This window comes from Ramlibacter sp. Leaf400 (assembly GCF_001424545.1).
GTDB lineage: Bacteria > Pseudomonadota > Gammaproteobacteria > Burkholderiales > Burkholderiaceae_C > Ramlibacter.
Genome location: NZ_LMQL01000010.1, coordinates 363,775 through 387,801 on the forward strand (window position 1 = coordinate 363,775; position 24,027 = coordinate 387,801).

Below are 24,027 nucleotides of genomic sequence, written 5' to 3' on the forward strand. Positions count from 1 at the left end.
TTGTAGCAGCGGCCCCCTGCCCTTCCGGGCGCAGCTGATCAGGCCGCCTTGGCCCGGCGCGCCTCTTCGGGGTTGGCGATCATCGACAGCAGCAGGTTGACGTCGGCGGGCTTGACCATGTGGAAGTCGAACCCCGCCTGGGCCGAGCGCGTGCGGCTCTCGGCCTCGCCGTAGCCGGTGAGCGCGATCAGCAGCGCGTCGCGCGACGACGGGTCGCTGCGCAGCTTGTGCGCCACCTCGAAACCGTTCATGCCGGGCAGGCCGATGTCCAGCAGCACCACGTCGGGACGGAACTCCTGCGCGATCTGCAGGGCCGCCATGCCTTCGTTGGCCACCTTGACTTCGAAGCCCTCCATCTCCAGCAGGGTCATTAGCGTCTCGGCCGAAGCCATCAGGTCGTCGACCACCAGGATTCGCGAGGCGGTGGGCTGCGGCGTGACCGGCTTGATCGGCGCGATCGACGCCGGCTGCGCCTCGCCGGCCTCGGCCAGCCGCGCCGGCAGCGTGACGCTCACTTCGGTGCCCTTGCCCACCCCTTCGCTGGTCGCGTCCACGGTGCCGCCGTGCAGTTCCACCAGGTGCTTGACCAGCGTGAGGCCGATGCCCAGGCCGCCCTGCGAGCGGTCCAGCGACTGGTCGGCCTGCGCGAACAGGTCGAAGATGTGCGGCAGGAAGGCCGGGTCGATGCCGGTGCCCTGGTCCTTTACCGTGATGCGGACCTTGCCTTCCGCCGAGTAGGCCGCTTTCACGAGGATGCGGCTATCGACGGGCGAGAACTTCGAGGCGTTGTTGATCAGGTTGGACAGCACCTGCGCCAGCCGCACCGAGTCGCCCTCCAGCACCACCGGTTGCTGCGGCAGCTCCAGTTCCAGGCGCTGGTCGCGCGCGTCCAGGCGGGGCATGCTCGATTCGGCGGAGCGCTCGATCAGCGAGGCCAGGCTCATCTTCTCCGGCTTGACCACCACCTTGCCCTGCACGATGCGCGACACGTCCAGGAGGTCGTCGATCAGGCGCGCCATGTGGTCGGCCTGGCGGCTGATGACGTCGCGCGCCCAGCCCATGGTGGGCGGCGCCACGTCCTTGCCCTGCATGATGTGCACGGCGTTGCGGATGGGCGCCAGCGGGTTGCGCAACTCGTGCGCCAGCATGGCCAGGAACTCGTTCTTGCGCCGGTCGGCCTCCTGCACGGCGCTGTACAGGCGGGCGTTCTCCATGGCGATGGAGGCGCGGTCGGCCACTTCGCGCGCCAGCGCCAGCCGGGCGCCGTCGAACTGCTGCGGCCGCCCCAGCAGCACCAGCACCCCGCGCACCCGGTCGCCGGCGAGCAACGGGCACAGCGCGGCGGCTTCGGCGCCGAGTTTGGCCAGCTGCAGCTGGCGGGTGGCGATGGCGCGCTGGAGCGCGTCGCGGGCGTCTTGCGGCAGGCTCTCGAGGTCGGTGCCCTCGCTGCCGTGGGAACGGACCACCTCGCCGTCGGGGTCGACCAGCGCCAGCACCGCCCTTTCGCACAGCATCGGCACCGACAGCTCGAGCAGCGCGTGGATGGTGTGTTCCAGGTCCAGCGAGCGCGACAGCAGCTGGCTCACCTCCGCCAGGTAGTCGGCGCGGTGGATGGCCTCTTCGGCCGCCGCGCGTGCGGCTTCGGAGCGGGCCAGCGCCTCGCGCTCGGCCGCCCTCAGCTGCAGCTGCCGGTTGAGGCGCCACAGCTCGACGAACACGCGGACCTTGGAGCGCAGCACCTCGGGCACCACCGGCGAGGGAATGTAGTCCACCGCGCCCAGGGCGTAGCCGCGCTTGGCCTGCAGCTCGTCGACGTAGGCCGTGATGAAGACGATCGGGGTCTGGGCCGACTTCTTGTAGTGGCGGATCAGGCTGGCCGTCTCCAGCCCGTCGATGTCGGGCATGTTCACGTCCAGCAGGATCACCGCGAACTCCATCTCGAGGATGTAGCGCAGCGCTTCCTTGCCCGACCGGGCACTGACGATGTTCTCGCCCAGCTCATCCAGGATGGAGCGGAAAACGATGTGCTTTTCCTGGAGGTCGTCGACCACCAGGATGTTCGCCTTCTCGCGCTCCTGGAGCGCAGCCTGGGCTTCGTTGTTGGATCTCGCGGTCACTGGTGGAGCCAAGCCCTCAGCACGGTCAGCAGGTCATGGGTGTTCACAGGCTTGGAAAGGTAGTCCCAAGCGCCTGCCTCGATGCATTTCTCGCGGTCGCCCTTCATGGCCTTGGCCGTGACGGCGATCATCGGCAGGTTCTTGCCCTGCGGGAGCTTGCGGATCTCCTTCATGGTCGCCATTCCGTCCATCTCCGGCATCATGATGTCCATCAGAACGACCTCGATCTGCGGATCGTTGGCCACCCGGCTGATGGCCTCGCGCCCATTGTCGGCCCAGACGATGTCCATCGAGTGCTCTTCCAGCACCGTGGCCAGCGCGAAGATGTTGCGCATGTCGTCGTCGACGATCAGCACCCGCTTGCCGGTCAGCGGCTTGGCCTGGGAGATCGACTCTTCCAGCAGTGCACGCCGCGCCTCGGGGAGGCGGGCCACGCTCTGGTGCAGCGCCACCAACGCGGCATCGTACAGGCGGGTGGCGGTGTGCACCTCGGTGACGGTCACCCGGTCGTCGGAGTGCCAGGCGAAGCGGCCCGTCTCGCTGTCGTCGCTGCGGTAGAGCAGCAGCGGCAGCGGGCCCAGGCCGGCGTGGCGCGCGAGCGCCTGCCGCACCTGGGAGGTGTCGAGCTTGCCGAAGGCGTCTTCCAGCACCACGCAGTCGTACTGGCCCTCGTCCAGCGCAGACAGGAAGCCGTCGGCACTCTCGACCACCACGGGCGTGATGTGGTCGTTGGCCAGGTTGGACAGGAACTCGTCGCGCGTGGCGAAGTCCTTCATGGCCACCAGCACGTTGCGCTGCTTGCGGGCGCAGTACGACCGCAGCTTGTCCAGCATGTCGTCCAGGATCTCCTTGGACTGGATCGGCTTCTCGACGAAGGCCAGCGCCCCGCCCTTGAAGGCGCGCTCGCGCGAGTCGTCGGTGGAGATCACGCACACCGGGACGTGGCGCGCGACGAAGTCCTGCTTCAGGCGGTCCAGCACGCGCCAGCCATCCATGTCCGGCAGGTACATGTCCAGCGTGATCGCGGACAGCTGGTACTGGTTGGCGAAGGTCAGCGCGCCGGCGCCCACCGGCGTCACCAGGCCCTTGAAGCCCTTGGCCCGCGCGGCGTCCAGCAGGAAGCGCGCGAAGGCCAGGTCGTTCTCCACGATCAGCAGCACCGGGTCGCCGTCGCGGATGTTGGCGCGGTCGTCGTCGGCCTCGTTCAGGAGGGCCGGCGAGTTGTCCAGCGGGTCCGGCACTTCGGGCACCGGCGCGGGCAGCGGCGGCGGCAGGCGGCGCGCCTGCGGCGCCGGCTGCTCGAGCGGCCGGGTGTCGGAGAACGAGCTGCTGCGGCGGATGTTGCGCGTGGCCGGGAAGTGCACCGGCAGGTACAGGGTGAAGGTGCTGCCCTGCCCCGGCGCGCTGGCCAGGCGGATCTCGCCGCCCAGCAGCTTGGACAGCTCGCGGCTGATCGCCAGGCCCAGGCCGGTGCCGCCGTACTTGCGGCTGGTGGAGCCGTCCGCCTGCTGGAAGGCCTCGAAGATGATCTGCTGCTTGTCGCCCGAGATGCCGATGCCGGTGTCGGCGACCGCGAAGGCGATCACCTGCTGGGCGCGGTTGAGTTCCTCGTGGTCGGAGCTCCAGCCCGTGACCACTTCCTCGACGGTCAGGGTCACGTTGCCCTGGTGGGTGAACTTGAACGCGTTGGACAGCAGGTTCTTCAGGATCTGCTGCAGGCGCTTGATGTCCGTGACCATGGCGTCCGGCAGCTGCAGGCCGGTCTGGATGTGGAAGTCCACGTTCTTGGCCTCGGCCACGTGGCGGAAGGTGCGCTCCACGTACAGCTGCAGGTCGGTCAGGTGCAGCTCGCTGACGTCCACCGCCACCGTGCCGGACTCGATCTTGGACAGGTCCAGGATGTCGTTGATCAGCATCAGCAGGTCGTTGCCCGACGAGTGGATGGTCTTGGCGAACTCCACCTGCTTGGTCGTGAGGTTGCCCTCGGGGTTCTTGGACAGCTGGTCCGACAGGATCAGCAGCGAGTTCAGCGGCGTGCGCAGCTCGTGCGACATGTTGGCCAGGAACTCGGACTTGTACTTGGACGTCAGCGCCAGCTGCTTGGCCTTTTCCTCCAGCGCCTGGCGGGCCTGTTCCACTTCCTGGTTCTTGCGCTCCACCTCGTGGTTCTGGTGCACCAGCAGCCGCGCCTTCTCCTGCAGTTCCTCGTTGGTCTGCTGCAGTTCCTGCTGCCGGCTCTGGAGTTCCTGCGCCAGGGACTGCGACTGCGTCAGCAGGTCCTCGGTGCGCATGTTGGCCTCGATCGTGTTGATCACGATGCCGATGGACTCGGCCAGCTGGTCCAGGAACTGCTGGTGGGTGGAGTTGAAGCGCTCGACCGAAGCCAGCTCCAGCACGCCGCGCACCTGGCCTTCGAAGATGATGGGCAGCACCAGCACGTTGAGCGGCGGCATCTCGGTCAGGCCCGAGGAGATGCGCAGCGTCTCCGGGATGCTGGAGGCCAGCAGGATCTTCTTCTTGTCGAAGGCGCACTGGCCGACCAGGCCTTCGCCCAGGTCGACTTCCTTGCCGTAGGCCCCGTGCCCGTCCGAAGCGTAGCTGGCCATCAGGCGCAGGCGCGGCTGGTCGGAGGTGTAGCGCAGCACGTAGAACTCGGCCTGCTGCGCGCCCACCACGGGCGCCAGCTCGGACAGGATCAGGTGGCCCACCGCCACCAGGTCCTTCTGGCCCTGCAGCATCCGCGAGAACTTGGCCAGGTTGGTCTTGAGCCAGTCCTGCTCGGTGTTCAGCGAGGTCGTGTCCTTGAGGTTGCGGATCATCTCGTTCACGGTGTCCTTGAGCGCGGCCATCTCGCCCAGCGCCTCCACCGTGATCGACCGCGTCAGGTCGCCCTGCGTCACCGCCGTCGCCACCTCGGCGATCGCCCGCACCTGGGTGGTGAGGTTGGCCGCCAGCTGGTTGACGTTCTCGGTCAGGCCCTTCCAGGTGCCCGAGGCGCCCGGCACCTTGGCCTGGCCGCCCAGCTTGCCTTCCACGCCCACCTCGCGCGCCACCGTGGTCACCTGGTCGGCGAACGTGGCCAGCGTGTCGGTCATGGAGTTGATGGTCTCGGCCAGCGCGGCGATCTCGCCCTTGGCCTCCACCGTCAGCTTCTGCTGCAGGTCGCCGTTGGCCACGGCGGTCACCACCTTGGCGATGCCTCGCACCTGCGACGTCAGGTTGCCGGCCATGAAGTTCACGTTGTCCGTGAGGTCCTTCCAGGTGCCGGACACGCCCTTCACCTGTGCCTGGCCGCCCAGGCGGCCCTCGGTGCCCACCTCGCGCGCCACACGCGTCACTTCCGAGGCGAACGAGGACAGCTGGTCCACCATCACGTTGATGGTGTTCTTCAGCTCCAGGATCTCGCCCTTCACGTCCACCGTGATCTTCTTGCCGAGGTCGCCCGCGGCCACCGCCTTGGTCACGTCGGCGATGTTTCGCACCTGGGCCGTCAGGTTGCCGGCCATGAAGTTCACGTTGTCGGTCAGGTCCTTCCAGGTGGGCCACCGCCTTGGTCACGTCGGCGATGTTTCGCACCTGGGCCGTCAGGTTGCCGGCCATGAAGTTCACGTTGTCGGTCAGGTCCTTCCAGGTGCCGGCCACGCCCTGCACGTCGGCCTGTCCGCCCAGCTTGCCTTCGGTGCCCACCTCGCGCGCCACCCGCGTCACTTCCGACGCGAACGATCGCAGCTGGTCCACCATGGTGTTGATCACGTCCTTGATCTGCAGGATCTCGCCGCGCACGTCCACCGTGATCTTCTGCGTCAGGTCGCCCATGGCGATGGCCGTGGCCACCTTGGACACGTCGCGCAGCTGCACCGTGAGGTTGGAGGCCATGGAGTTCACCGACTCCGTCAGGTCCTTCCAGGTGCCGGCCACGCCCTGCACGTCGGCCTGGCCGCCCAGGCGGCCCTCGGTGCCCACCTCGCGCGCCACCCGCGTCACTTCCGCGGCGAACGACGAGAGCTGGTCCACCGTGGTGTTGATCACGTCCTTGATCTGCTGGATCTCGCCGCGCGCTTCGACGGTGATCTTCTGGGTCAGGTCGCCGGTGGCGATGGCCGTGGCCACCTTGGACACGTCGCGCAGCTGCACGGTGAGGTTGGAGGCCATGGAGTTCACCGACTCCGTCAGGTCCTTCCAGGTGCCGGCCACGCCCTGCACGTCGGCCTGGCCGCCCAGCTTGCCTTCGGTACCCACCTCGCGCGCCACGCGCGTCACTTCCGCGGCGAAGGACCGCAGCTGGTCCACCATGGTGTTCACGGTGTTCTTCAGCTCCAGGATCTCGCCCTTCACGTCCACCGTGATCTTCTTGGACAGGTCGCCGTTGGCCACCGCCTTGGTCACGTCGGCGATGTTGCGCACCTGGGCGGTCAGGTTGCCGGCCATGAAGTTCACGTTGTCGGTCAGGTCCTTCCAGGTACCCGCCACGCCCTTCACGTCGGCCTGGCCGCCCAGCTTGCCTTCGGTGCCCACTTCGCGCGCCACGCGCGTCACTTCGGAGGCGAACGAAGACAGCTGGTCCACCATGGTGTTGATGGTGTTCTTCAGCTCCAGGATCTCGCCTTTCACATCCACCGTGATCTTCTTGGACAGGTCGCCCGCGGCCACCGCCTTCGTCACGTCGGCGATGTTGCGCACCTGGGCCGTCAGGTTGCCGGCCATGGAGTTCACCGAGTCGGTCAGGTCCTTCCAGGTGCCGGCCACGCCCTGCACGTCGGCCTGGCCCCCCAGCTTGCCTTCGGTGCCCACTTCGCGCGCCACGCGCGTCACCTCAGAGGCGAAGGACCGCAGCTGGTCCACCATGGTGTTGATGGTGTTCTTCAGCTCCAGGATCTCGCCCTTCACGTCCACCGTGATCTTCTTGGAGAGGTCACCGGCCGCCACGGCGGTCGTCACGTCCGCGATGTTGCGCACCTGGGCCGTGAGGTTGGACGCCATGAAGTTCACCGAATCGGTGAGGTCCTTCCAGGTGCCCGCCACACCCTGCACGTCGGCCTGCCCGCCCAGCTTGCCTTCGGTACCCACTTCCCGCGCCACGCGCGTCACTTCGGAAGCGAACGAGGACAGCTGGTCCACCATCACGTTGATGGTGTTCTTCAGTTCCAGGATCTCGCCCTTCACGTCCACCGTGATCTTCTTGGACAGGTCGCCCGCGGCCACCGCCTTGGTCACGTCGGCGATGTTTCGCACCTGGGCCGTCAGGTTGCCGGCCATGAAGTTCACGTTGTCGGTCAGGTCCTTCGGCCACCGCCTTGGTCACGTCGGCGATGTTTCGCACCTGGGCCGTCAGGTTGCCGGCCATGAAGTTCACGTTGTCGGTCAGGTCCTTCCAGGTGCCGGCCACGCCCTGCACGTCGGCCTGGCCACCCAGCTTGCCTTCCGTACCCACTTCGCGCGCCACGCGCGTCACTTCCGAGGCGAAGGACCGCAGCTGGTCCACCATCGTGTTGATGGTGTTCTTCAGCTCCAGGATCTCGCCCTTCACGTCCACGGTGATCTTCTTGGACAGGTCGCCGGCCGCCACGGCGGTCGTCACCTCGGCGATGTTGCGCACCTGGGCCGTCAGGTTGCCGGCCATGGAGTTCACCGAGTCGGTCAGGTCCTTCCACGTACCGGCCACGCCTTGCACGTCGGCCTGGCCGCCCAGCTTGCCTTCGGTGCCCACTTCGCGCGCCACGCGCGTCACTTCGGAGGCAAAGGACCGCAGCTGGTCCACCATGGTGTTGATGGTGTTCTTCAGCTCCAGGATCTCGCCCTTCACGTCCACCGTGATCTTCTTGGACAGGTCGCCGGCCGCCACGGCGGTCGTCACCTCGGCGATGTTGCGCACCTGGGCCGTGAGGTTCGAGCCCATGGAGTTCACCGATTCGGTCAGGTCCTTCCAGGTGCCGGCCACGCCCTGCACGTCGGCCTGGCCGCCCAGCTTGCCTTCCGTACCTACTTCCCGCGCCACGCGCGTCACTTCGGAAGCGAACGAGGACAGCTGGTCCACCATGGTGTTGATGGTGTTCTTCAGCTCCAGGATCTCGCCCTTCACGTCCACCGTGATCTTCTTGGACAGGTCGCCCGCGGCCACCGCCTTCGTCACGTCGGCGATGTTTCGCACCTGGGCCGTGAGGTTCGAAGCCATGAAGTTCACCGAGTCGGTGAGGTCCTTCCAGGTGCCGGCCACGCCCTGCACGTCGGCCTGGCCGCCCAGCTTGCCTTCGGTGCCCACTTCGCGCGCCACGCGCGTCACCTCGGCGGCGAAGGTGCCCAGCTGCTGCACCATCTTGTTGATGATCATGGCGGTGCGCAGGAACTCGCCTTCCAGCGGCCGGCCGTCGGCCTCCAGGGCCATGGACTTGGACAGGTCGCCCTGCGCCACGGCGCCGATCACGCGCGCCACTTCGGACGTCGGGTGCACCAGGTCGGCGATGAGCGAGTTGATCGATTCGGCCGAGTCGCGCCAGAAGCCGCCGGCGTTGGGCAGCTGGGCCCGCTCTTTCAGCTTGCCTTCCTTGCCGACCACGCGCGACAGGCGGGACAGCTCCTGGGCCATGCGGACGTTCTCGCCCACCACGTCGTTGAAGGCGTCGGCCACCTTGCCGAACACGCCCGGCCAGTCGGGCGGCAGCTGGGCCTTGGGGTTGCCCTTCTTCAGGTCGGTCAGCGCCTTGAAGAGGGCGCGGGTGTTGTCGCCGGTGAGTTCCAGCTCGTCCACGAGCAGGTTGATGGCCGCGACGTTGTCCTGCCAGAAGCCGGTGAGGCGGGCGTCGTCGATCTTGCGGCTGGCCTTGCCGCCCAGGCGCGACACGGTCTCCACCGACTTGAGCTTGTGCGTGGTGCGGGCCGTCTGCGCGGACAGTTCGTTGAACTCGGCCGCGAGCTTGCCGTGGACGCCTTCCCAGTCCGTCGGGAGCGTCACACCGCTTTCTCCCCGCCGGAACGCACCCAGCGCCTTGAGCAGCAGCGCCAGCTCGGTGTCCCGCTGCTCAGTGATCGGGAGTTTCGCCACTACTTCCATTTGATTTGGTCCCCAATACGTAAGCGCCCGTCACGGATGACGGGAAGGTGGCGCAGCGTAGTGATTTCCGACGGATGAGGCAACCTCGGCCATGCACCGATGGCCTGCAAAGCCAATGCCGGCGCGGGTCGTAGGACGGCGCCTACAGCAAGTGGGCCACGCGTACTACAGGTCAGCAGGAAGCCTCAATGACAGCAAAGTAGGTGCACTGCGCATGCGAGGTGTAAACAAAAAAGGCCACCTTGCGGTGGCCTTTCAGAGATCGGAAGCGATCAGTTAGAGCGGGGCCTTCTTGCCACCCTTGTAGGTGTACAGCGTGGTGGCCGGGTTCTTCAGCTCGCCGTTCGGCTCGAACGCGATGGTGGCCGTGACGCCCTTGTAGTTGGCCTTCTTCAGCTCCGGGATGTACTTCTTGGGATCCGTGGAGTTGGCACGCTTCATGGCATCGACCAGCACGAAGGTGGCGTCGTAGGTGTACGGGCTGTAGACCTGGAACTGGTTGGGGTACTTGGTGTCGTACTTGGTCTTCCAGGCCTTGCCGCCGGGCATCTTGTCCAGCGAGGCGCCGCCTTCGGCGCAGATCACGTTCTCGAGCGTCTTGGCACCGGCGGCCAGCTTGATGATCTCGGACGTGCAGATGCCGTCGCCGCCGAAGTACTTGACGTTGGCCAGGCCCAGTTGCTCCATCTGGCGCAGCATCGGGCCGGCTTGCGGGTCCATGCCGCCGTAGAAGATGGCGTCGGGGGCCTTGGCCTTGATGGCGGTCAGGATCGCCATGAAGTCGGTGGCCTTGTCGGTCGTGAACTGCTCGTCCACGATCTGCATGCCCTTGGACTGCGCGGTCTTCTTGAACACCTCGGCCACGCCCTGGCCATAGGCCGTGCGGTCGTCGATGATGGCGACCTTCTTGAGCTTGAGCGTGTCGGCCGCGTGCAGGGCCAGCGCAGCGCCCAGGGCGTTGTCGTTGGCGATGATGCGGAACGTGGTGTTGTAGTTCGGCTTGGTCAGGTTGGGGTTGGTGGCCGCGCCGGTGACGTGCGGGATGCCGCAGTCGTTGTACACCTTGGAAGCGGGGATGGTGGTGCCCGAGTTCAGGTGACCCACCACGCCGGCGACCTTGGAGTCGCACAGCTTCTGGGCGGCGGCCGTGCCCTGCTTGGGATCGGCGGCGTCGTCTTCGGCCTGGATCTCGAACTTGACCTTCTGGCCGCCGATGGTGACGCCCTGGGTGTTCAGTTCTTCCAGCGCCATGCGGACGCCGTTCTCGTTGTCCTTGCCGTAGTGCGCCTGCGCACCGGAAACGGGAGCAACGTGGCCGATCTTGACCACTTGCTGTGCCGCGGCGACGCCGCACACGGCGGCGATGGCGGCAGCGACCGTCAGCTTCATCTTCATCTGCATGGGGAAACCTCCGAAAGTGAGAAAGGGGTTGAGATTTGTTGTGAGCTCAACGGGCGCGAACATATCGCAATTTCCGGGCCCAAACCATAGGGGGAAAGCAGGACGCCGGCTTGCGGCCTCGTGCGTTGGCCGGGATTCGAAAGCCCGCGCCAATGGGTGTGCTGCCTCAGCCTTGGGGGCCGGGGCCGGGGCCGCGGTCGCCGGCCCCGAGCTCCTCGGCGATCGCCTCGGCCACCGCCTGCGTGACCACCGCTTCGATCTGCTCGCGCAGCGCCGGCGCCAGCGCGCGACTGTGCTCCAGCACCACGCTGGCGATGGCTTCGCGCAGGCGCCGGTCCAGGGTGAGGTCGACCCGCTGCATCACGCGGTGGACCAGCTGCTCCTCGTTGAGGCGCTCGGCCGCCACCGGAGCCGGCGTGCCCGGCACCACTTCGGTGAGCGTGGGCACGTACCGGGGCGGCAGGCGCGTCGCCATCACTGGGCCTGCGCCAGGTCGTGCCGCACGATGGCGTAGCCGCGGTCGGCGTAGTGCTTCCAGCGCTGGCGCGCCTGCATCCGGTCGCCGTCGTCCTGCGTGACCACTTCGATCAGTCGCTCGAAGCGCTCGAAGCCCTCGGGCAGGCCCTCGCCCAGGTTGACCAGCACCTGCTGGTGCGGCGCGCTGCGCGGCGCCTCGGCCAGCACGATGGGACTGCGCGCCTGCACGCGCTGGCCCTGGGCCGAGGCGTGGCTGTGCGGGATGAAGTCGAGCGCACCGAACGTCCACAGCGTGGTGTCCAGCTCGCGCAGTTGTTCCGGGCTTCCCGTCACCACCACGCGCGAGCCGGCGCCGAACGCCTTGCGCAGCAACCGGCAGGCATAACCCAGCTTGTCCGGCGCGTTGAAGTGGAACGAGATCTCCGTCATGCCTTTCTCAGGCCGCGACCTTGCGGCGTGCTGCCGGTTTGCCGGCCTTGGCCACCTTCGCGCCGGCCTTCGCTTGCGTCTTCGATTCCGGTTTCGATTGCGCCAGCAGGTAGTGCACCAGCAGGCCCACCGGCCGCCCGGTGGAACCCTTGGCCGCCCCGCCCTTCCACGCCGTGCCGGCGATGTCCAGGTGCGCCCACGGGTACTTGGCCGCGAAGCGCTGCAGGAACTTGGCCGCGGTGATGGCGCCGCCGGGCCGGCCGGCCACGTTGGCCATGTCGGCGAAATTGGTCTTCAGTCCTTCGCCGTATTCGTCGTCCAGCGGCATGCGCCAGCACAGGTCGAAGGCCGACTCGCCCGCCTGCTGCAGCGCGCCTGCGAGCGCATCGTCGGTGGAGAACAGGCCGCTGCGCACCCCGCCCAGCGCGATCATGCAGGCGCCGGTGAGCGTGGCGACGTCGATCACCGCGCGCGGCTTGAACTTCTCCGCGTAGGTCAGCGCATCGCAGAGGATCAGGCGCCCTTCGGCGTCGGTGTTCAGCACCTCGATGGTCTGCCCGCTCATGCTGGTGACCACGTCGCCCGGCTTCATCGCGCGGCCATCGGGCAGGTTCTCGCAGCTGGGGATCAGGCCGATGACGTTGAGGGCCGGGCGCAGGTCGCCCAGCGCGCGGAAGGTGCCCAGCACGCTGGCCGCGCCGCCCATGTCGAACTTCATCTCGTCCATCTCGCCCGCGGGCTTGATGGAGATGCCGCCGCTGTCGAAGGTGATGCCCTTGCCGACCAGCACCACGGGCGCCTCCGACGCGGCGGCGCCCTGGTAGCGCAGCACGATGAACCGCAGCGGCTCCTCGGACCCGCGGGCCACCGCCATGAAGGAGCCCATGCCCAGTTTGGCGACCTCCTTGGGGCCCAGCACCTCGCACTGGAAGCCGTGGGCCTTGGCGAGCTTCCTGGCTTCTTCGCCCAGGCGCGTGGGCGTGGCCAGGTTGGGCGGCATGTTGCCGAGTTCACGCGCCATCTCGATGCCGTTGGCGGCGCCGCGCGCCGAGTCGAACGCGGTGCGCAGCGAGCCGGCGTCCTGCGCCACCGCGATGGTGACGCGATCGAGCTCGCGGCCTTCCGGCTTGCTCTTGGTGGCCACGTAGACGTAGCTGGCCTCGGCGGTGGCGGCCACGGCGGCCCGCACCGCATCGTCGCCCGCGCCCTGCGGCAGGCAGATGACGAGGCGCTTGACCGACTTCATGCGAAGCCCGGTCACGGCCGCCTGCACTGCGGTCTGGATGCGCTTGCCCGAACCGTCGCCGGCGCCGGCGAACACGACGCGCGCCGCGCCCACGCCGGGCATGCGGTAGGCCTGCAGCAGCTTGCCCGGCTTGGGCTCGAAATCGCCGGCCTTGCGCGCGTCCTGCACCAGGCGCGACAGCGGATCCGCGGCCCCCTTGAAGTCCTCCGGCACCACCACCACCAGGGCATCGCATTTCTGTGCGGCGGCTTCTGCCAGCCCCAGGGTCTTGAGTTCGAAGTCCATAATCGGCGGTTGTTTTTCGTTCGCGAGTTCAGCGGTCCGCGCCGATGTTATTCCATTCCTCCCTGCGCAAAGAGCTGGCCCGAAGTTTCGGCGCGACCCTGGTGGTGCTGGTCACGATCGTCATGACGATGACCCTGATCCGCACGCTGGGCCAGGCCAACCGCGGCAGCGTGAACCCGCAGGAAATCCTGATGGTCATGGGCTATACGGTGCTCGGCTACCTGCCGCCGATCCTCACGCTGTGCCTGTTCATCGCCATCGTCGGCACGCTCTCGCGCATGTACGGCGACAGCGAGATGGTGATCTGGTTCTCCGCCGGCCGCGGGCTGTCGGCGCTGGTGCGGCCGCTGCTCGGTTTCGCCTGGCCGATCCTCGCGGCCGTGGCGGTGCTGGCCCTCCTGATCTGGCCTTGGGCCAACCAGCAGACGCAGGAGCTGAAGGACCGCTACGGCAGCCGCGGCGACCTGGAGCGAGTGGCGCCCGGCCAGTTCCAGGAGTCCGCCAGCGGCACGCGGGTGTTCTTCCTGGACAAGGACACGCCGGACAACAAGTCGGGCAAGAACATCTTCATCTCCACCGTCGAGAAGGGCAAGCAGACTGTCACGTCCGCGCGCACCGGGCGGGTGGTGACCGAGGGCGAGCGCCAGTTCCTGCTGCTCGGCGACGGCCAGCGGCTGGAAACCACGGTCGAAGGCGGCCAGCTGAAGATCAGCGAGTTCCAGGAGCTGGGCAACCAGGTGGGCGGCCCGCAGCTCGGACCGCAGGACAGCCTGCCCACCAAGGCGCGGTCCACCGCGCTGCTGCTGGTGGACCGCTCGCGCGGCAACCTGGGTGAGCTGGCCTGGCGCATCGGCCTGGCGCTGGCGGCGTTCAACTTCGTCGTGATCGCCATCACGGTGTCCAGTGTCAACCCGCGCGCCGGGCGCAGCGGCAACCTGGTGTTCGCGCTGTTCGCCTTCATCGTCTACTACAACCTGCTCAACCTGGGCCAGGGCTGGATCGGCTCCGGTCGGGTCAGCTTCACCGCCTTCATGCTGGTCCTGCACGGCGGCGTGTTCCTGCTGTCGGCGCTCTGGCTGGGCAAGCAGCACAACAACTGGGGCTGGGGGCGGATCCGCCGGACCTCCGCTGGGGCCGGCGCTTGAACACGATCCGCCGACTCATCTACCGCGAGGTGCTGGCCGCGGTGCTGTTCGTGGCCGCGGGCTTCCTGGCCCTCTTCTTCTTCTTCGACTTCGTCGAGGAGCTGCCCAACGTGGGCCGCGGCGTCAGCCCCTACCGCCTGACGCAGGCGCTGCTGTACGTGACGCTGCTGCTGCCCAGCCACCTCTACGAGCTGCTGCCCATCGCCGTGCTGATCGGCACCATCTTCGTGATGGCGCGGCTGGCGCAAAGCTCCGAGTACACCATCCTGCGCACCAGCGGCCTGGGGCCGGGGCGGGCGCTGCGCACCCTGCTCGCGCTGGGCCTGGCCTTCACCGCCCTCACCTTCGCGGCCGGCGACTACCTGGCCCCCGCCGCGGACAAGGCCGCCCAGTTGCTGCGCGCGCGCTTCCAGGGCCGCATCAGCATCGGACAGACCGGCGCCTGGCTGAAGGAGCGCCAGCAGCAGTCCACCTACAACGTGAACGTGTCGTCCCTGGCGCCCGACGGCTCGATGCAGGACGTGCGCCTCTTCCAGGCCGACGACCGCGGCTTCCTGGTCAGCATCACGGTGGCACCGAAGGCCAGTTTCCAGCGGGGCGCGTGGCTGCTGCAGGGCGCCGAGATCACGCGCTTCCAGACCCGCTCCACCGCGCCGAAGGTCGAGCGCAGCACGACGCCGCAGGTGCGCTGGGCCACCGAGATCACGCAGGAGATGGTGTCGGTGGCGCTGCTCAAGCCGAACCGCATGAGCACGCTGGACCTGTTCAACTACATCCAGCACCTGGAGCAGAACGGCCAGACCTCGCAGCGCTACGAGATCGAGTTCTGGCGCAAGGTCTTCTACCCCCTCAGCTGCCTGGTGATGGTGGTGCTGGCCCTGCCCTTCGCGTACCTGCACTTCCGCTCGGGCGGCATCACGACGTACGTGTTCGGCGGCGTGCTGATCGGCATCAGCTTCTTCCTGCTGAACAACGTGTTCGGCTACGTGGGCAACCTGCGCAACTGGTGGCCCTGGCTGACGGCGGCGGCGCCCGGGTTGCTCTATTCGCTGCTGTCGCTGGCCGCTTTCAGCTGGCTGGTCTTGCGACGATGACGCGGCGAGCGGTGATCCTGTTCGGGCATGGCTCGCGCGACCCCGCGTGGCGGGCGCCGATGGACGCCCTGACGCGCCGCATCGGCGAGCTGGCGCCCGGGACGCCCGTGGTCTGCGCATTCCTCGAACTGCAGGCGCCGGACTTCGCGGCGGCCGTCTCCCAGCTGGTGGACGACGGCGCTGGGCACCTCACCGTGCTGCCGATGTTCCTCGGCGTCGGCAAGCATGCGCGGGAAGACTTGCCGCGGCTCGTCGAGGCTGCGCAAACCGCGCACCCGGGCCTTTCGTTCCGCGTCCTGCCCTCGGTGGGCGAGCGGGCCGACGTGCTGGAACTGCTGGCCGCGGCCGCCCTGCAGCAGGTCGGCCCTTAGACGATTCCTGCATAATAGGTTCTTCCTTAAGATGCATCCGGCATGAACCTCCATCAATTCCGCTTCGTCCAGGAAGCGGCCCGCCGCAACCTCAACCTGACGGAAGCGGCCAAGGCGCTCCACACCTCGCAGCCGGGTGTGTCCAAGGCCATCATCGAACTCGAAGAAGAACTGGGCGTGGAGATCTTCGCCCGGCACGGCAAGCGCCTGAAGCGCATCACCGAGCCTGGCCAGCACGTGCTGCGCAGCATCGAGCTGATCATGCGCGAGGTGGGCAACCTCAAGCGCATCGGCGAGCAGTTCAGCGCCGAGGACAGCGGCACCCTCTCCATCGCCACCACCCACACCCAGGCGCGCTACGTGCTGCCGGTGCCGGTGGCCAGGCTGCGCGAGGCCTACCCCAAGGTGAACGTCAGCCTGCACCAGGGCTCGCCCGACCAGGTGGCCCGGATGGTGATCGACGAGACGGCCGAGATCGGCATCGCCACCGAGTCGCTGTCCGACTACCAGGAGCTGGTCACGCTGCCCTGCTACGAATGGCAGCACGTGCTGGTGATGCCGCTGGACCATCCGCTGGTGGCCAAGGAGCGCATCAGCCTGGAGGACCTGGCGTCCGAGCCGATCATCACCTACCACCCCTCCTTCACCGGGCGCACGCGCATCGACACCGCCTTCGCCACCCGCAAGCTGGAGCCGCGCATCGCGCTCGAGGCGATCGATTCCGACGTGATCAAGACCTACGTGCGCCTGGGCCTGGGCATCGGCATCGTGGCCGAGATGGCGGTGCGCGACGACGGCCAGAACGCCGACCTGGCGGTGCGGCCGCTGGGCACGCTGTTCGGCCAGAACGTCGCCCGCGTCGCCTTCAAGCGCAGCGCCTACCTGCGCAACTTCGTCTTCCATTTCGCCGAGCTGCTGTCCAGCCGGCTCGACCGCAACCTGATCGCCAAGGCCATGACCGGCCACGTGAACGACTATGAGCTCTGAAGCCATCGCCGCGCGGACGCCTTCCGTGCAGACCAAGCTGCCGGCCGTCGGCACCACCATCTTCACCGTGATGTCGGCCCTGGCCACCGAGACCGGTGCCGTCAACCTGGGCCAGGGCTTCCCCGACTTCGAGTGCGACCCGAAGCTGGTGCAGGCCGTCACCGACGCCATGACGCGGGGGCTGAACCAGTACCCGCCGATGACCGGCGTGCCCGCGCTGCGCGAGGCCATCGCCGGCAAGGTCGAGGCGCTCTATGGCCGCCGCTATGACCCGGGCGCCGAGATCACGGTCACCGCCGGTGCCACGCAGGCCATCATCACCGCCATCCTCGCCGTGGTGCGGCCGGGCGATGAAGTGATCGTGCTGGAGCCCTGCTACGACAGCTACGTGCCCAACATCGAGCTGGCCGGCGGCACCGTCGTGCGGGTGCCGCTGGTGCCCGGCACCTTCCGCCCCGACTTCGACCGCATCGCCGCGGCGCTGACGCCGCGCACGCGGGCGATCCTGGTCAACTCGCCGCACAACCCCAGCGCCACGGTGTGGACGCGCGAAGAGATGCTGCGCCTGCAGGACCTGCTCGCGCCCACCGACGTGCTCCTGATCAGCGACGAGGTCTACGAGCACATGGTGTTCGACGGCCAGCCGCACCAGAGCGCGGCGCGCTTCCCCGGGCTGGCGGCGCGTGCTTTCATCGTCTCCAGCTTCGGCAAGACCTACCACGTCACCGGCTGGAAGGTCGGCTACGTGCTGGCGCCGCCATCGCTCAGCGCCGAGTTCCGCAAGGTGCACCAGTTCAACGTGTTCACGGTCAACACGCCGGTGCAGCACGGGCTGGCGGCGTACATGGCGCGGCCCGAGCCCTACCTGGAACTGCCGGCCTTCTACCAGCACAAGCGCGACCTCTTCCGCGAGGGGCTCCAGTCCACGCGCTTTCGCATGCTGCCCAGCGAAGGCAGCTACTTCCAGTGCGTGGACATCTCCGCCGTGAGCGACCTGCGGGAAGACGAGTTCTGCCTGTGGCTCACGCGCGAGATCGGCGTCGCGGCCATCCCGCTGTCGGCCTTCTACGGCGACGGATTCGACCAGCGCGTGGTGCGCTTCTGCTTCGCCAAGCGCGACGAGACGCTGAAAGAGGCGCTCGCCCGGCTGGCTCGGCTGTGAGCCGAACGGTGGCGCCCTGCATCGCATCGAGCCTGTAGGCGCCCGCCTGCACCGGCGCCTGCGTCAGCGCCGCCGAGGCATCCGCGCCCGCTGACACGGCGGGAAGCGCTGAGGCCGGAACATCTGGCACTTTCAGCTCTTGGATTCGCGCATGCAACGCAGAACAGCCCTCGGGGCGCTCGCCTCCATGGCGTTGGCCGCCTGCGGCGGAGGTGGCGGCGGCGGCCAGATCGTTGCCGCGACCACGCCGCAACCGCAGGCCAGCGCGTTCGCCGCGTCGGGCAGCATCGCCGCCTGGGGCGACTCGCACACCACGGGACTGCCCGGCCGGCCCGACGTGCCTGGCTACGCCGCCTTGCTCGGGCAGATCGCCGGCGGGCGGCAAGTCTTCACGGGCGGCGCGGCCGGTCTGACGTCGACGCAGATCGCCAACCTGCAGGTGAACGACGCGCATGACGACTGGACCAACGTGTTCTGGTATGGCGGCAACAACCAGACCCAGGCCGAAACGATCAAGGCCGACCTGGCGCGCTCCATCGCGTCGCTCGCGCCCGGCAACCAGCGCTTCCTGGTGCTCGCGGTCACGAACCAGGCCGCGCCAGCCGAGCGCCGGGGCGGCGCGAACTACGACGGCATCGTCGGCCTGAACGCCGACCTCGCGGCGCTGTACGGGGATCGCTTCTTCGACGTGCGCAGCTTCCTGGTCGGCCTGTCCGACCCGGCCAACCCGGCCGACGTCATCGACCGCCGGGATGACGTGGTGCCGACGTCCCTGCGCGCCGACGGGGTCCACCTCAACGTCGCCGGCTACACGGCCGTGGCCCGCAGGGTCCTGGAGATCATCGCGGCCAACGGCTGGTGAGCACGCCGCGGCCGGCCCGACCATAATCGGGCCGGCTTTTTTCAGGAGGGACGGCGTGGTCCAGTACTGGCTGATGAAATCCGAGCCCGACGAGGTCTCCGTGGACGACGCGCTCGCGGCGCCCAAGGCCACCGTGCCCTGGACCGGCGTGCGCAACTACCAGGCGCGCAACTTCATGCGGGACGTCATGCGCATCGACGACGGCGTGCTGTTCTACCACTCGAGCTGCGCCGAGCCGGGCATCGTCGGCATCGCCCGCGTGGCCTCCACGCCCTACCCCGATCCCACGCAGTTCGAGCGGTCCTCACCCTACTTCGACCCCGCCTCGAAGCAGGAGTCGCCGCGCTGGTCGCTGGTGGACGTTCAGGTGGTGAAGAAGACGCGCAACCTCACGCTGCCGGAGATGCGATCGATCCCCGGGCTGGCCGACATGCTGGTGCTCAAGAAGGGCAACCGGCTGTCCATCACGCCCGTGGAGGCCAAGCACTGGCGGTTCATCACCAAGCTGCTGGGCGCCTGATCGCGCGCGCATGAAAAAAGCCGCCCGAGGGCGGCTTTTTCGTTGGCGTAAGGGAAGGCCCTGGCTTACTCGCTGGAGATTTCCTCCGGCTCCGGCTTGGACCGGCCTTCCTTCTTCGGCAAGGGCTGGATGTCGAGCACGACCTCCTCCTTGTCGTCCAGGTCGACCGTCAGGCGACCGCCTTCCGTGAGCCGGCCGAACAGCAGTTCGTCGGCCAGCGCCCGGCGGATGGTGTCCTGGATCAGGCGCTGCATCGGGCGGGCGCCCATCAGCGGATCGAAGCCCTTCTTGGCCAGGTGCTTGCGCAGCTGGTCGGTGAAGGTGACCTCCACCTTCTTCTCGGCCAGTTGCTGCTCGAGCACCAGCAGGAACTTGTCGACCACGCGCAGGATGACCTGCTCGTCCAGCGCCTTGAAGCTGACGATCGCGTCCAGGCGGTTGCGGAACTCCGGCGTGAACAGGCGCTTGATGTCGGCCATCTCGTCGCCCGATTCGCGCGGGTTGGTGAAGCCGATGGTCGCCTTGTTCATGGTCTCGGCGCCCGCATTGGTCGTCATGACGATGATGATGTTGCGGAAGTCGGCCTTGCGCCCGTTGTTGTCGGTCAGCGTGCCGTGGTCCATCACCTGCAGCAGCACGTTGAAGATGTCCGGGTGCGCCTTCTCGATCTCGTCGAGCAGCAGCACCGCGTGCGGCTTCTTCGTGATGGCTTCGGTGAGCAGGCCGCCCTGGTCGAAGCCCACGTAGCCCGGGGGCGCGCCGATCAGGCGCGACACCGCATGGCGCTCCATGTACTCGGACATGTCGAAGCGGATCAGCTCGATGCCCATGATGTAGGCCAGCTGCTTGGCCGCCTCGGTCTTGCCGACGCCGGTGGGGCCGGAGAACAGGAACGAGCCGATCGGCTTGTCGCCCTTGCCCAGGCCCGAGCGCGCCATCTTGACCGCGCCCGCCAGCACTTCCAGCGCCTTGTCCTGGCCGAACACCACGCTCTTGAGGTCGCGCTCGATGCTCTGCAGCTTGCCGCGGTCGTCGTTGGAGACGTTGGCGGGCGGGATGCGCGCGATCTTGGCCACGATCTCCTCGACCTCGGTCTTGGAGATGGTCTTCTTGCGCTTGCCCGCGGGCAGGATGCGCTGGGCCGCGCCGGCCTCGTCGATCACGTCGATGGCCTTGTCCGGCAGGTGGCGGTCGTTGATGTACTTGGCGCTCAGCTCGGCCGCCGCCTGCAGGGCGTTGGCCGCGTACTTGACGCTGTGGTGCTCCTCGAACCGCGACTTCAGGCCCTTGAGGATCTCGATCGTCTGTTCGACGCTGGGCTCCACCACGTCGACCTTCTGGAAGCGCCGCGACAGGGCCGCGTCCTTCTCGAAGATGCCGCGGTATTCGGTGAACGTGGTCGCGCCGATGCACTTGAGAGCGCCGCTGGAGAGCGCCGGCTTGAGCAGGTTGGACGCGTCCAGCGTGCCGCCCGACGCCGCGCCGGCGCCGATCAGGGTGTGGATCTCGTCGATGAACAGGATGGCGTTGGGCTTGTCCTTGAGGGACTTGAGCACGCCCTTCAGGCGCTGCTCGAAGTCGCCGCGGTACTTGGTGCCCGCCAGCAGCGCGCCCATGTCCAGCGAATACACGCTGGATTCGGCCAGGATCTCCGGCACGTCCTTCTGGACGATGCGCCAGGCCAGGCCTTCCGCGATGGCGGTCTTGCCCACGCCGGCCTCGCCCACCAACAGCGGGTTGTTCTTGCGCCGGCGGCACAGGATCTGGATCACGCGCTCGACCTCGTACTCGCGGCCGATCAGCGGATCGATCTTGCCGTCCTTGGCCTGCTGGTTGAGGTTGACGGTGAACTGCTCCAGCGGCGAAGCCTTCTCGCTCTTCTCGCCGCCGTCCTCGCCTTCGCCGGAGGACGACTCGCCGCTCTTGGCGGGCTCGGGCGGGTCGCTCTTCTTGATGCCGTGGGCGATGAAGTTGACCACGTCCAGGCGCGTCACGCCCTGCTGGTGCAGGTAGTAGACGGCGTGCGAGTCCTTCTCGCCGAAGATGGCCACCAGCACGTTGGCGCCGGTGACTTCCTTCTTGCCGTTGCCGGTCGACTGCACGTGCATGATCGCGCGCTGGATCACGCGCTGGAATCCCAGCGTGGGCTGGGTGTCGACGTCATCCGTCCCGGCAACCTGGGGCGTGTTGTCCTTGATGAAGTTGGACAGCGACTTGCGCAGGTCGTCGATGTTGGCCGAGCATGCCCGGAGCACTTCCGCCGCGCTGGGGTTGTCCAGCAGGGCCAGCAGCAGGTGTTCCACGGTGATGAACTCGTGACGCTGCTGCCGCGCCTCCACGAATGCCATGTGGAGGCTGACTTCCAATTCCTGGGCAATCATGAACTTTCCTTTTGCCTATCTTGCTTGCTCACTGTAGACCGCTTTTCGACCCGCTTTCACTCTACGGGTTCACTGACGCACTGCAACGGGTGGCCTGCCTGCCGGGCGGCTTCCTGAACCTGCTCGACCTTGGTGGCGGCCACGTCCCTCGAATAGACCCCGCAGATGCCTTTTCCATCCAGATGGATCTTGAGCATGATCTGCGTGGCCGTCTCGCGGTCCTTGTTGAAGAATTCCTGGATCACCACCACGACGAACTCCATGGGGGTGTAGTCGTCGTTGAGCATGACGACCTGGTACATCTGGGGCGGCTGTGTCTTCTGCGTCCGCCGCTCGAGCACCACGGAGCCGCCGTCGTCGTCCGTCGGCTGCGCCTTCGGTGCAACCGGGGCAGGCACGGGTGGTTTGCTGGCCATGAAATTCATTCTATCGAGCAGGCTTTCGCACTGCACCGCAAAAGTGAAATGGTGACGGCAGCGCCACATTCAAGCGGCAGGCTTCCGTCGCTCGGATGGCCTCGCGACCCCGAAGGAACGCGCCGCTCGATTGTCCGCTCTGCCTCGACCGCACCGTCGATTCCCGGTCCGTTCGGGCCATCTAAACTTTAGTATGTGAAAATGTTGACAGCGCTTGCCTGAACCCGGACACTCGCACTTTGTTACGAGGGACAAGAAAGAGGGCCTGCAATGGCAACCGGTACTGTGAAGTGGTTCAACGACGCGAAGGGCTTCGGATTCATCGAGCCGGACGGCGGTGGCTCCGACGTATTCGCGCACTTCTCCGCCATCTCGATGGACGGCTTCAAGACCCTCAAACAGGGCTCGCGGGTCACGTTCGAGATCACCGAAGGCCCCAAGGGCCAGTTGGCGCAGAACATCCACGCCGAGGTGCAGCCGATCCAGACCCAGCCCCCGCAGGGCGAGCGGCCTCCGCGCCACTCCAAGGTGCGCGCCCCGCAGTTCCACGCGCCGTCGCCGCGTCCCGACATGTCGGCCGACTGAAGGCTGCTTGCGCATGAGAAAAGCCGCCCGAGGGCGGCTTTTTCTTTGCCAGGTGCCGAGCGGCCTCGCGGCCGCCGGCCCCGCTCACATGTGGTCGATCATGACCTGGCCGAAGCCGGAGCAGCTGACCTGGGTGGCACCATCCATCAGGCGCGCGAAGTCGTACGTCACCTTCTTGGAGTGGATCGCCTTTTCCATCGAGCTGATGATCAGGTCGGCGGCCTCGGTCCAGCCCATGTGGCGCAGCATCATCTCGGCCGAGAGGATCTCGGAGCCCGGGTTGACGTAGTCCTTGCCGGCGTACTTGGGCGCGGTGCCATGGGTCGCCTCGAACATCGCCACCGTGTCGCTGAGGTTCGCGCCGGGGGCGATGCCGATGCCGCCCACTTGGGCGGCCAGCGCGTCGGAGACGTAGTCACCGTTGAGGTTCAGCGTGGCGATCACGCTGTACTCGGCCGGCCGCAGCAGGATCTGCTGCAGGAAGGCGTCGGCGATGCTGTCCTTGACGACGATGTCCTTGCCCGTCTTCGGGTTCTTCATCTTCATCCACGGGCCGCCGTCGATCTCCACCGCGCCGAACTCGCGCTTGGCCAGGGCGTAGCCCCAGTCGCGGAACCCGCCTTCGGTGAACTTCATGATGTTGCCCTTGTGGACCAGGGTCACGCTGGGCTTGTCGTTGTCGATGGCGTACTGCAGCGCCTTGCGCACCAGGCGCTCCGTGCCCTCGACCGACACCGGCTTGATGCCGATGGCGGACGTGCCCGGGAAGCGGATCTTGTTGACGCCCATTTCCTTGGTCAGGAAGTCGATGACCTTCCTGGCCTTGTCGGTGTTGGCCTCGTACTCGATGCCGGCGTAGATGTCTTCCGAGTTCTCGCGGAAGATGACCATGTTGGTCTTCTCGGGTTCCTTCAGCGGCGAAGGCACGCCCTTGAAGTACTGGATCGGGCGCAGGCAGACGTAGAGGTCCAGCTCCTGGCGCAGCGCCACGTTCAGCGAGCGGATGCCGCCGCCCACCGGGGTGGTCAGCGGGCCCTTGATGGACACCACGTACTCGCGGGCGACCTTCAGGGTTTCGTCAGGCAGCCAGACGTCGGGGCCGTAGACCTTGGTGGCCTTCTCGCCCGCAAAGATCTCCATCCACTGGATCTTGCGCTTGCCGCCATAAGACTTGGCCACGGCGGCATCCACCACCTTCAGCATCACCGGCGTGATGTCCATGCCGGTGCCGTCGCCCTCGATGTACGGAATGATCGGCTGGTCCGGCACGTTCAGCGACGTGTCGGCGTTGACGGTGATCTTCTGGCCCTGGCTGGGCACCTTGATGTGCTGGTACATGGGGGAAACGGTCTCCGGGAGATGGGAAATGCGCGTTGCCTGCGGCAAACCCGGGGATTCTAGCCCTGACGCCGGAGGCCCTCCCGATGCGCCATCGGGGAAAGCCCGAACCTGTCAACCGATGAGACGTGCAAGCCGTTGGCGGAGGACCTCCCACGACGGG

At 67.3% G+C, this 24,027-nt stretch carries 16 protein-coding genes and 1 pseudogene; 8 read left to right on the forward strand and 9 right to left on the reverse strand.

Features of this window, described 5'->3' with window-relative positions; all coding sequences use genetic code 11:
* Nucleotides 1-38 precede the first annotated feature (38 nt).
* The 6 genes and pseudogenes from ASG30_RS12710 to ASG30_RS12740 form a co-directional block, all read right to left on the reverse strand.
* On the reverse strand, nt 39-2,117 hold the full coding sequence (locus tag ASG30_RS12710) for a hybrid sensor histidine kinase/response regulator (RefSeq protein WP_055896909.1): 2,079 nt from the start codon (nt 2,115-2,117) through the stop codon (nt 39-41).
* Nucleotides 2,114-8,811 (reverse strand): annotated as a pseudogene (locus ASG30_RS23200) (HAMP domain-containing protein); the annotation flags it as partial. The pseudogene ASG30_RS23200 and the gene ASG30_RS12710, both read right to left, overlap by 4 nt.
* A 630-nt stretch (nt 8,812-9,441) precedes the next feature.
* Entirely contained in the window at nt 9,442-10,566 is a 1,125-nt protein-coding gene (locus ASG30_RS12725; protein ID WP_055896915.1) for a branched-chain amino acid ABC transporter substrate-binding protein, read from the reverse strand.
* A gap of 166 nt (nt 10,567-10,732) precedes the next feature.
* A complete protein-coding gene (locus tag ASG30_RS12730) occupies nt 10,733-11,041 on the reverse strand; it encodes a hypothetical protein (protein ID WP_055896919.1) in 309 nt (102 codons plus the stop codon).
* A complete protein-coding gene (locus ASG30_RS12735) occupies nt 11,041-11,472 on the reverse strand; it encodes a DNA polymerase III subunit chi (RefSeq protein WP_055896921.1) in 432 nt (143 codons plus the stop codon). The genes ASG30_RS12730 and ASG30_RS12735 overlap by 1 nt, the downstream gene beginning before the upstream one ends.
* Nucleotides 11,473-11,479: 7 nt before the next feature.
* Nucleotides 11,480-13,003 carry a leucyl aminopeptidase gene (locus ASG30_RS12740; RefSeq protein ID WP_055896942.1) on the reverse strand — a complete coding sequence of 508 codons (1,524 nt, stop codon included), beginning with the start codon at nt 13,001-13,003 and terminating at the stop codon, nt 11,480-11,482.
* Nucleotides 13,004-13,047: 44 nt separating this feature from the next.
* Between ASG30_RS12740 and lptF the strand changes: the two genes are divergently transcribed.
* The 7 genes from lptF (at nt 13,048) to ASG30_RS12775 (ending at nt 19,144) form a co-directional block, all read left to right on the forward strand.
* Nucleotides 13,048-14,148 (forward strand): LPS export ABC transporter permease LptF, encoded by a 1,101-nt coding sequence (gene lptF, locus ASG30_RS12745; RefSeq protein WP_055896944.1) that lies wholly within the window; start codon nt 13,048-13,050, stop codon nt 14,146-14,148.
* Nucleotides 14,145-15,242: an LPS export ABC transporter permease LptG gene (lptG, locus tag ASG30_RS12750; RefSeq protein WP_055896948.1), complete on the forward strand. Its 1,098-nt coding sequence runs from the start codon at nt 14,145-14,147 to the stop codon at nt 15,240-15,242. Before lptF ends, lptG begins: the two co-directional genes overlap by 4 nt.
* Nucleotides 15,239-15,613, forward strand: coding sequence for a sirohydrochlorin chelatase (locus tag ASG30_RS12755; protein ID WP_055896951.1), 375 nt, complete (start codon nt 15,239-15,241; stop codon nt 15,611-15,613). Before lptG ends, ASG30_RS12755 begins: the two co-directional genes overlap by 4 nt.
* Nucleotides 15,614-15,655: 42 nt before the next feature.
* On the forward strand, nt 15,656-16,600 hold the full coding sequence (locus tag ASG30_RS12760) for a CysB family HTH-type transcriptional regulator (protein ID WP_055896953.1): 945 nt from the start codon (nt 15,656-15,658) through the stop codon (nt 16,598-16,600).
* The gene (locus ASG30_RS12765) at nt 16,590-17,762 is read left to right on the forward strand and encodes a pyridoxal phosphate-dependent aminotransferase (RefSeq protein WP_055896956.1); all 1,173 of its coding nucleotides are present in this window, start codon (nt 16,590-16,592) and stop codon (nt 17,760-17,762) included. Before ASG30_RS12760 ends, ASG30_RS12765 begins: the two co-directional genes overlap by 11 nt.
* Before the next feature lie 151 nt (nt 17,763-17,913).
* Nucleotides 17,914-18,624, forward strand: a complete 711-nt coding sequence (locus tag ASG30_RS12770; RefSeq protein ID WP_156385517.1) for an SGNH/GDSL hydrolase family protein — start codon at nt 17,914-17,916, stop codon at nt 18,622-18,624.
* A gap of 55 nt (nt 18,625-18,679) precedes the next feature.
* The gene (locus ASG30_RS12775; protein ID WP_055896985.1) at nt 18,680-19,144 is read left to right on the forward strand and encodes an EVE domain-containing protein; all 465 of its coding nucleotides are present in this window, start codon (nt 18,680-18,682) and stop codon (nt 19,142-19,144) included.
* 65 nt (nt 19,145-19,209) lie between these two features.
* Here the strand turns inward: ASG30_RS12775 and clpA are convergent, their stop codons facing one another.
* Together clpA and clpS are read right to left on the reverse strand one after the other, a co-directional pair.
* Nucleotides 19,210-21,525 (reverse strand): ATP-dependent Clp protease ATP-binding subunit ClpA, encoded by a 2,316-nt coding sequence (gene clpA / locus ASG30_RS12780; protein ID WP_055896988.1) that lies wholly within the window; start codon nt 21,523-21,525, stop codon nt 19,210-19,212.
* A gap of 56 nt (nt 21,526-21,581) precedes the next feature.
* Complete coding sequence (gene clpS / locus ASG30_RS12785) at nt 21,582-21,950, reverse strand: ATP-dependent Clp protease adapter ClpS (RefSeq protein WP_055896991.1); 369 nt, start codon at nt 21,948-21,950, stop codon at nt 21,582-21,584.
* 261 nt (nt 21,951-22,211) lie between these two features.
* Between clpS and ASG30_RS23150 the strand changes: the two genes are divergently transcribed.
* Entirely contained in the window at nt 22,212-22,526 is a 315-nt protein-coding gene (locus ASG30_RS23150; RefSeq protein WP_055896995.1) for a cold-shock protein, read from the forward strand.
* Nucleotides 22,527-22,610: 84 nt separating this feature from the next.
* Here ASG30_RS23150 and icd read toward each other — a convergent pair whose 3' ends face one another.
* A complete protein-coding gene (icd, locus tag ASG30_RS12795) occupies nt 22,611-23,864 on the reverse strand; it encodes an NADP-dependent isocitrate dehydrogenase (protein ID WP_055896998.1) in 1,254 nt (417 codons plus the stop codon).
* Nucleotides 23,865-24,027 lie beyond the last annotated feature (163 nt).

Bases quoted from the DNA above. Each gene is read 5' to 3' on its own strand.
- icd (WP_055896998.1), bottom strand. From the start codon at position 23,864: ATGTACCAGCACATCAAGGTGCCCAGCCAGGGCCAGAAGATCACCGTC.
- ASG30_RS12735 (WP_055896921.1), bottom strand. From the start codon at position 11,472: ATGACGGAGATCTCGTTCCACTTCAACGCGCCGGACAAGCTGGGTTAT.
- ASG30_RS12725 (WP_055896915.1), bottom strand. From the start codon at position 10,566: ATGCAGATGAAGATGAAGCTGACGGTCGCTGCCGCCATCGCCGCCGTG.
- ASG30_RS12770 (WP_156385517.1), top strand. From the start codon at position 17,914: ATGCAACGCAGAACAGCCCTCGGGGCGCTCGCCTCCATGGCGTTGGCC.
- ASG30_RS12760 (WP_055896953.1), top strand. From the start codon at position 15,656: ATGAACCTCCATCAATTCCGCTTCGTCCAGGAAGCGGCCCGCCGCAAC.
- ASG30_RS12765 (WP_055896956.1), top strand. From the start codon at position 16,590: ATGAGCTCTGAAGCCATCGCCGCGCGGACGCCTTCCGTGCAGACCAAG.
- ASG30_RS23150 (WP_055896995.1), top strand. From the start codon at position 22,212: ATGGCAACCGGTACTGTGAAGTGGTTCAACGACGCGAAGGGCTTCGGA.
- lptF (WP_055896944.1), top strand. From the start codon at position 13,048: ATGTTATTCCATTCCTCCCTGCGCAAAGAGCTGGCCCGAAGTTTCGGC.
- ASG30_RS12755 (WP_055896951.1), top strand. From the start codon at position 15,239: ATGACGCGGCGAGCGGTGATCCTGTTCGGGCATGGCTCGCGCGACCCC.
- ASG30_RS12730 (WP_055896919.1), bottom strand. From the start codon at position 11,041: ATGGCGACGCGCCTGCCGCCCCGGTACGTGCCCACGCTCACCGAAGTG.
- ASG30_RS12740 (WP_055896942.1), bottom strand. From the start codon at position 13,003: ATGGACTTCGAACTCAAGACCCTGGGGCTGGCAGAAGCCGCCGCACAG.
- clpA (WP_055896988.1), bottom strand. From the start codon at position 21,525: ATGATTGCCCAGGAATTGGAAGTCAGCCTCCACATGGCATTCGTGGAG.
- clpS (WP_055896991.1), bottom strand. From the start codon at position 21,950: ATGAATTTCATGGCCAGCAAACCACCCGTGCCTGCCCCGGTTGCACCG.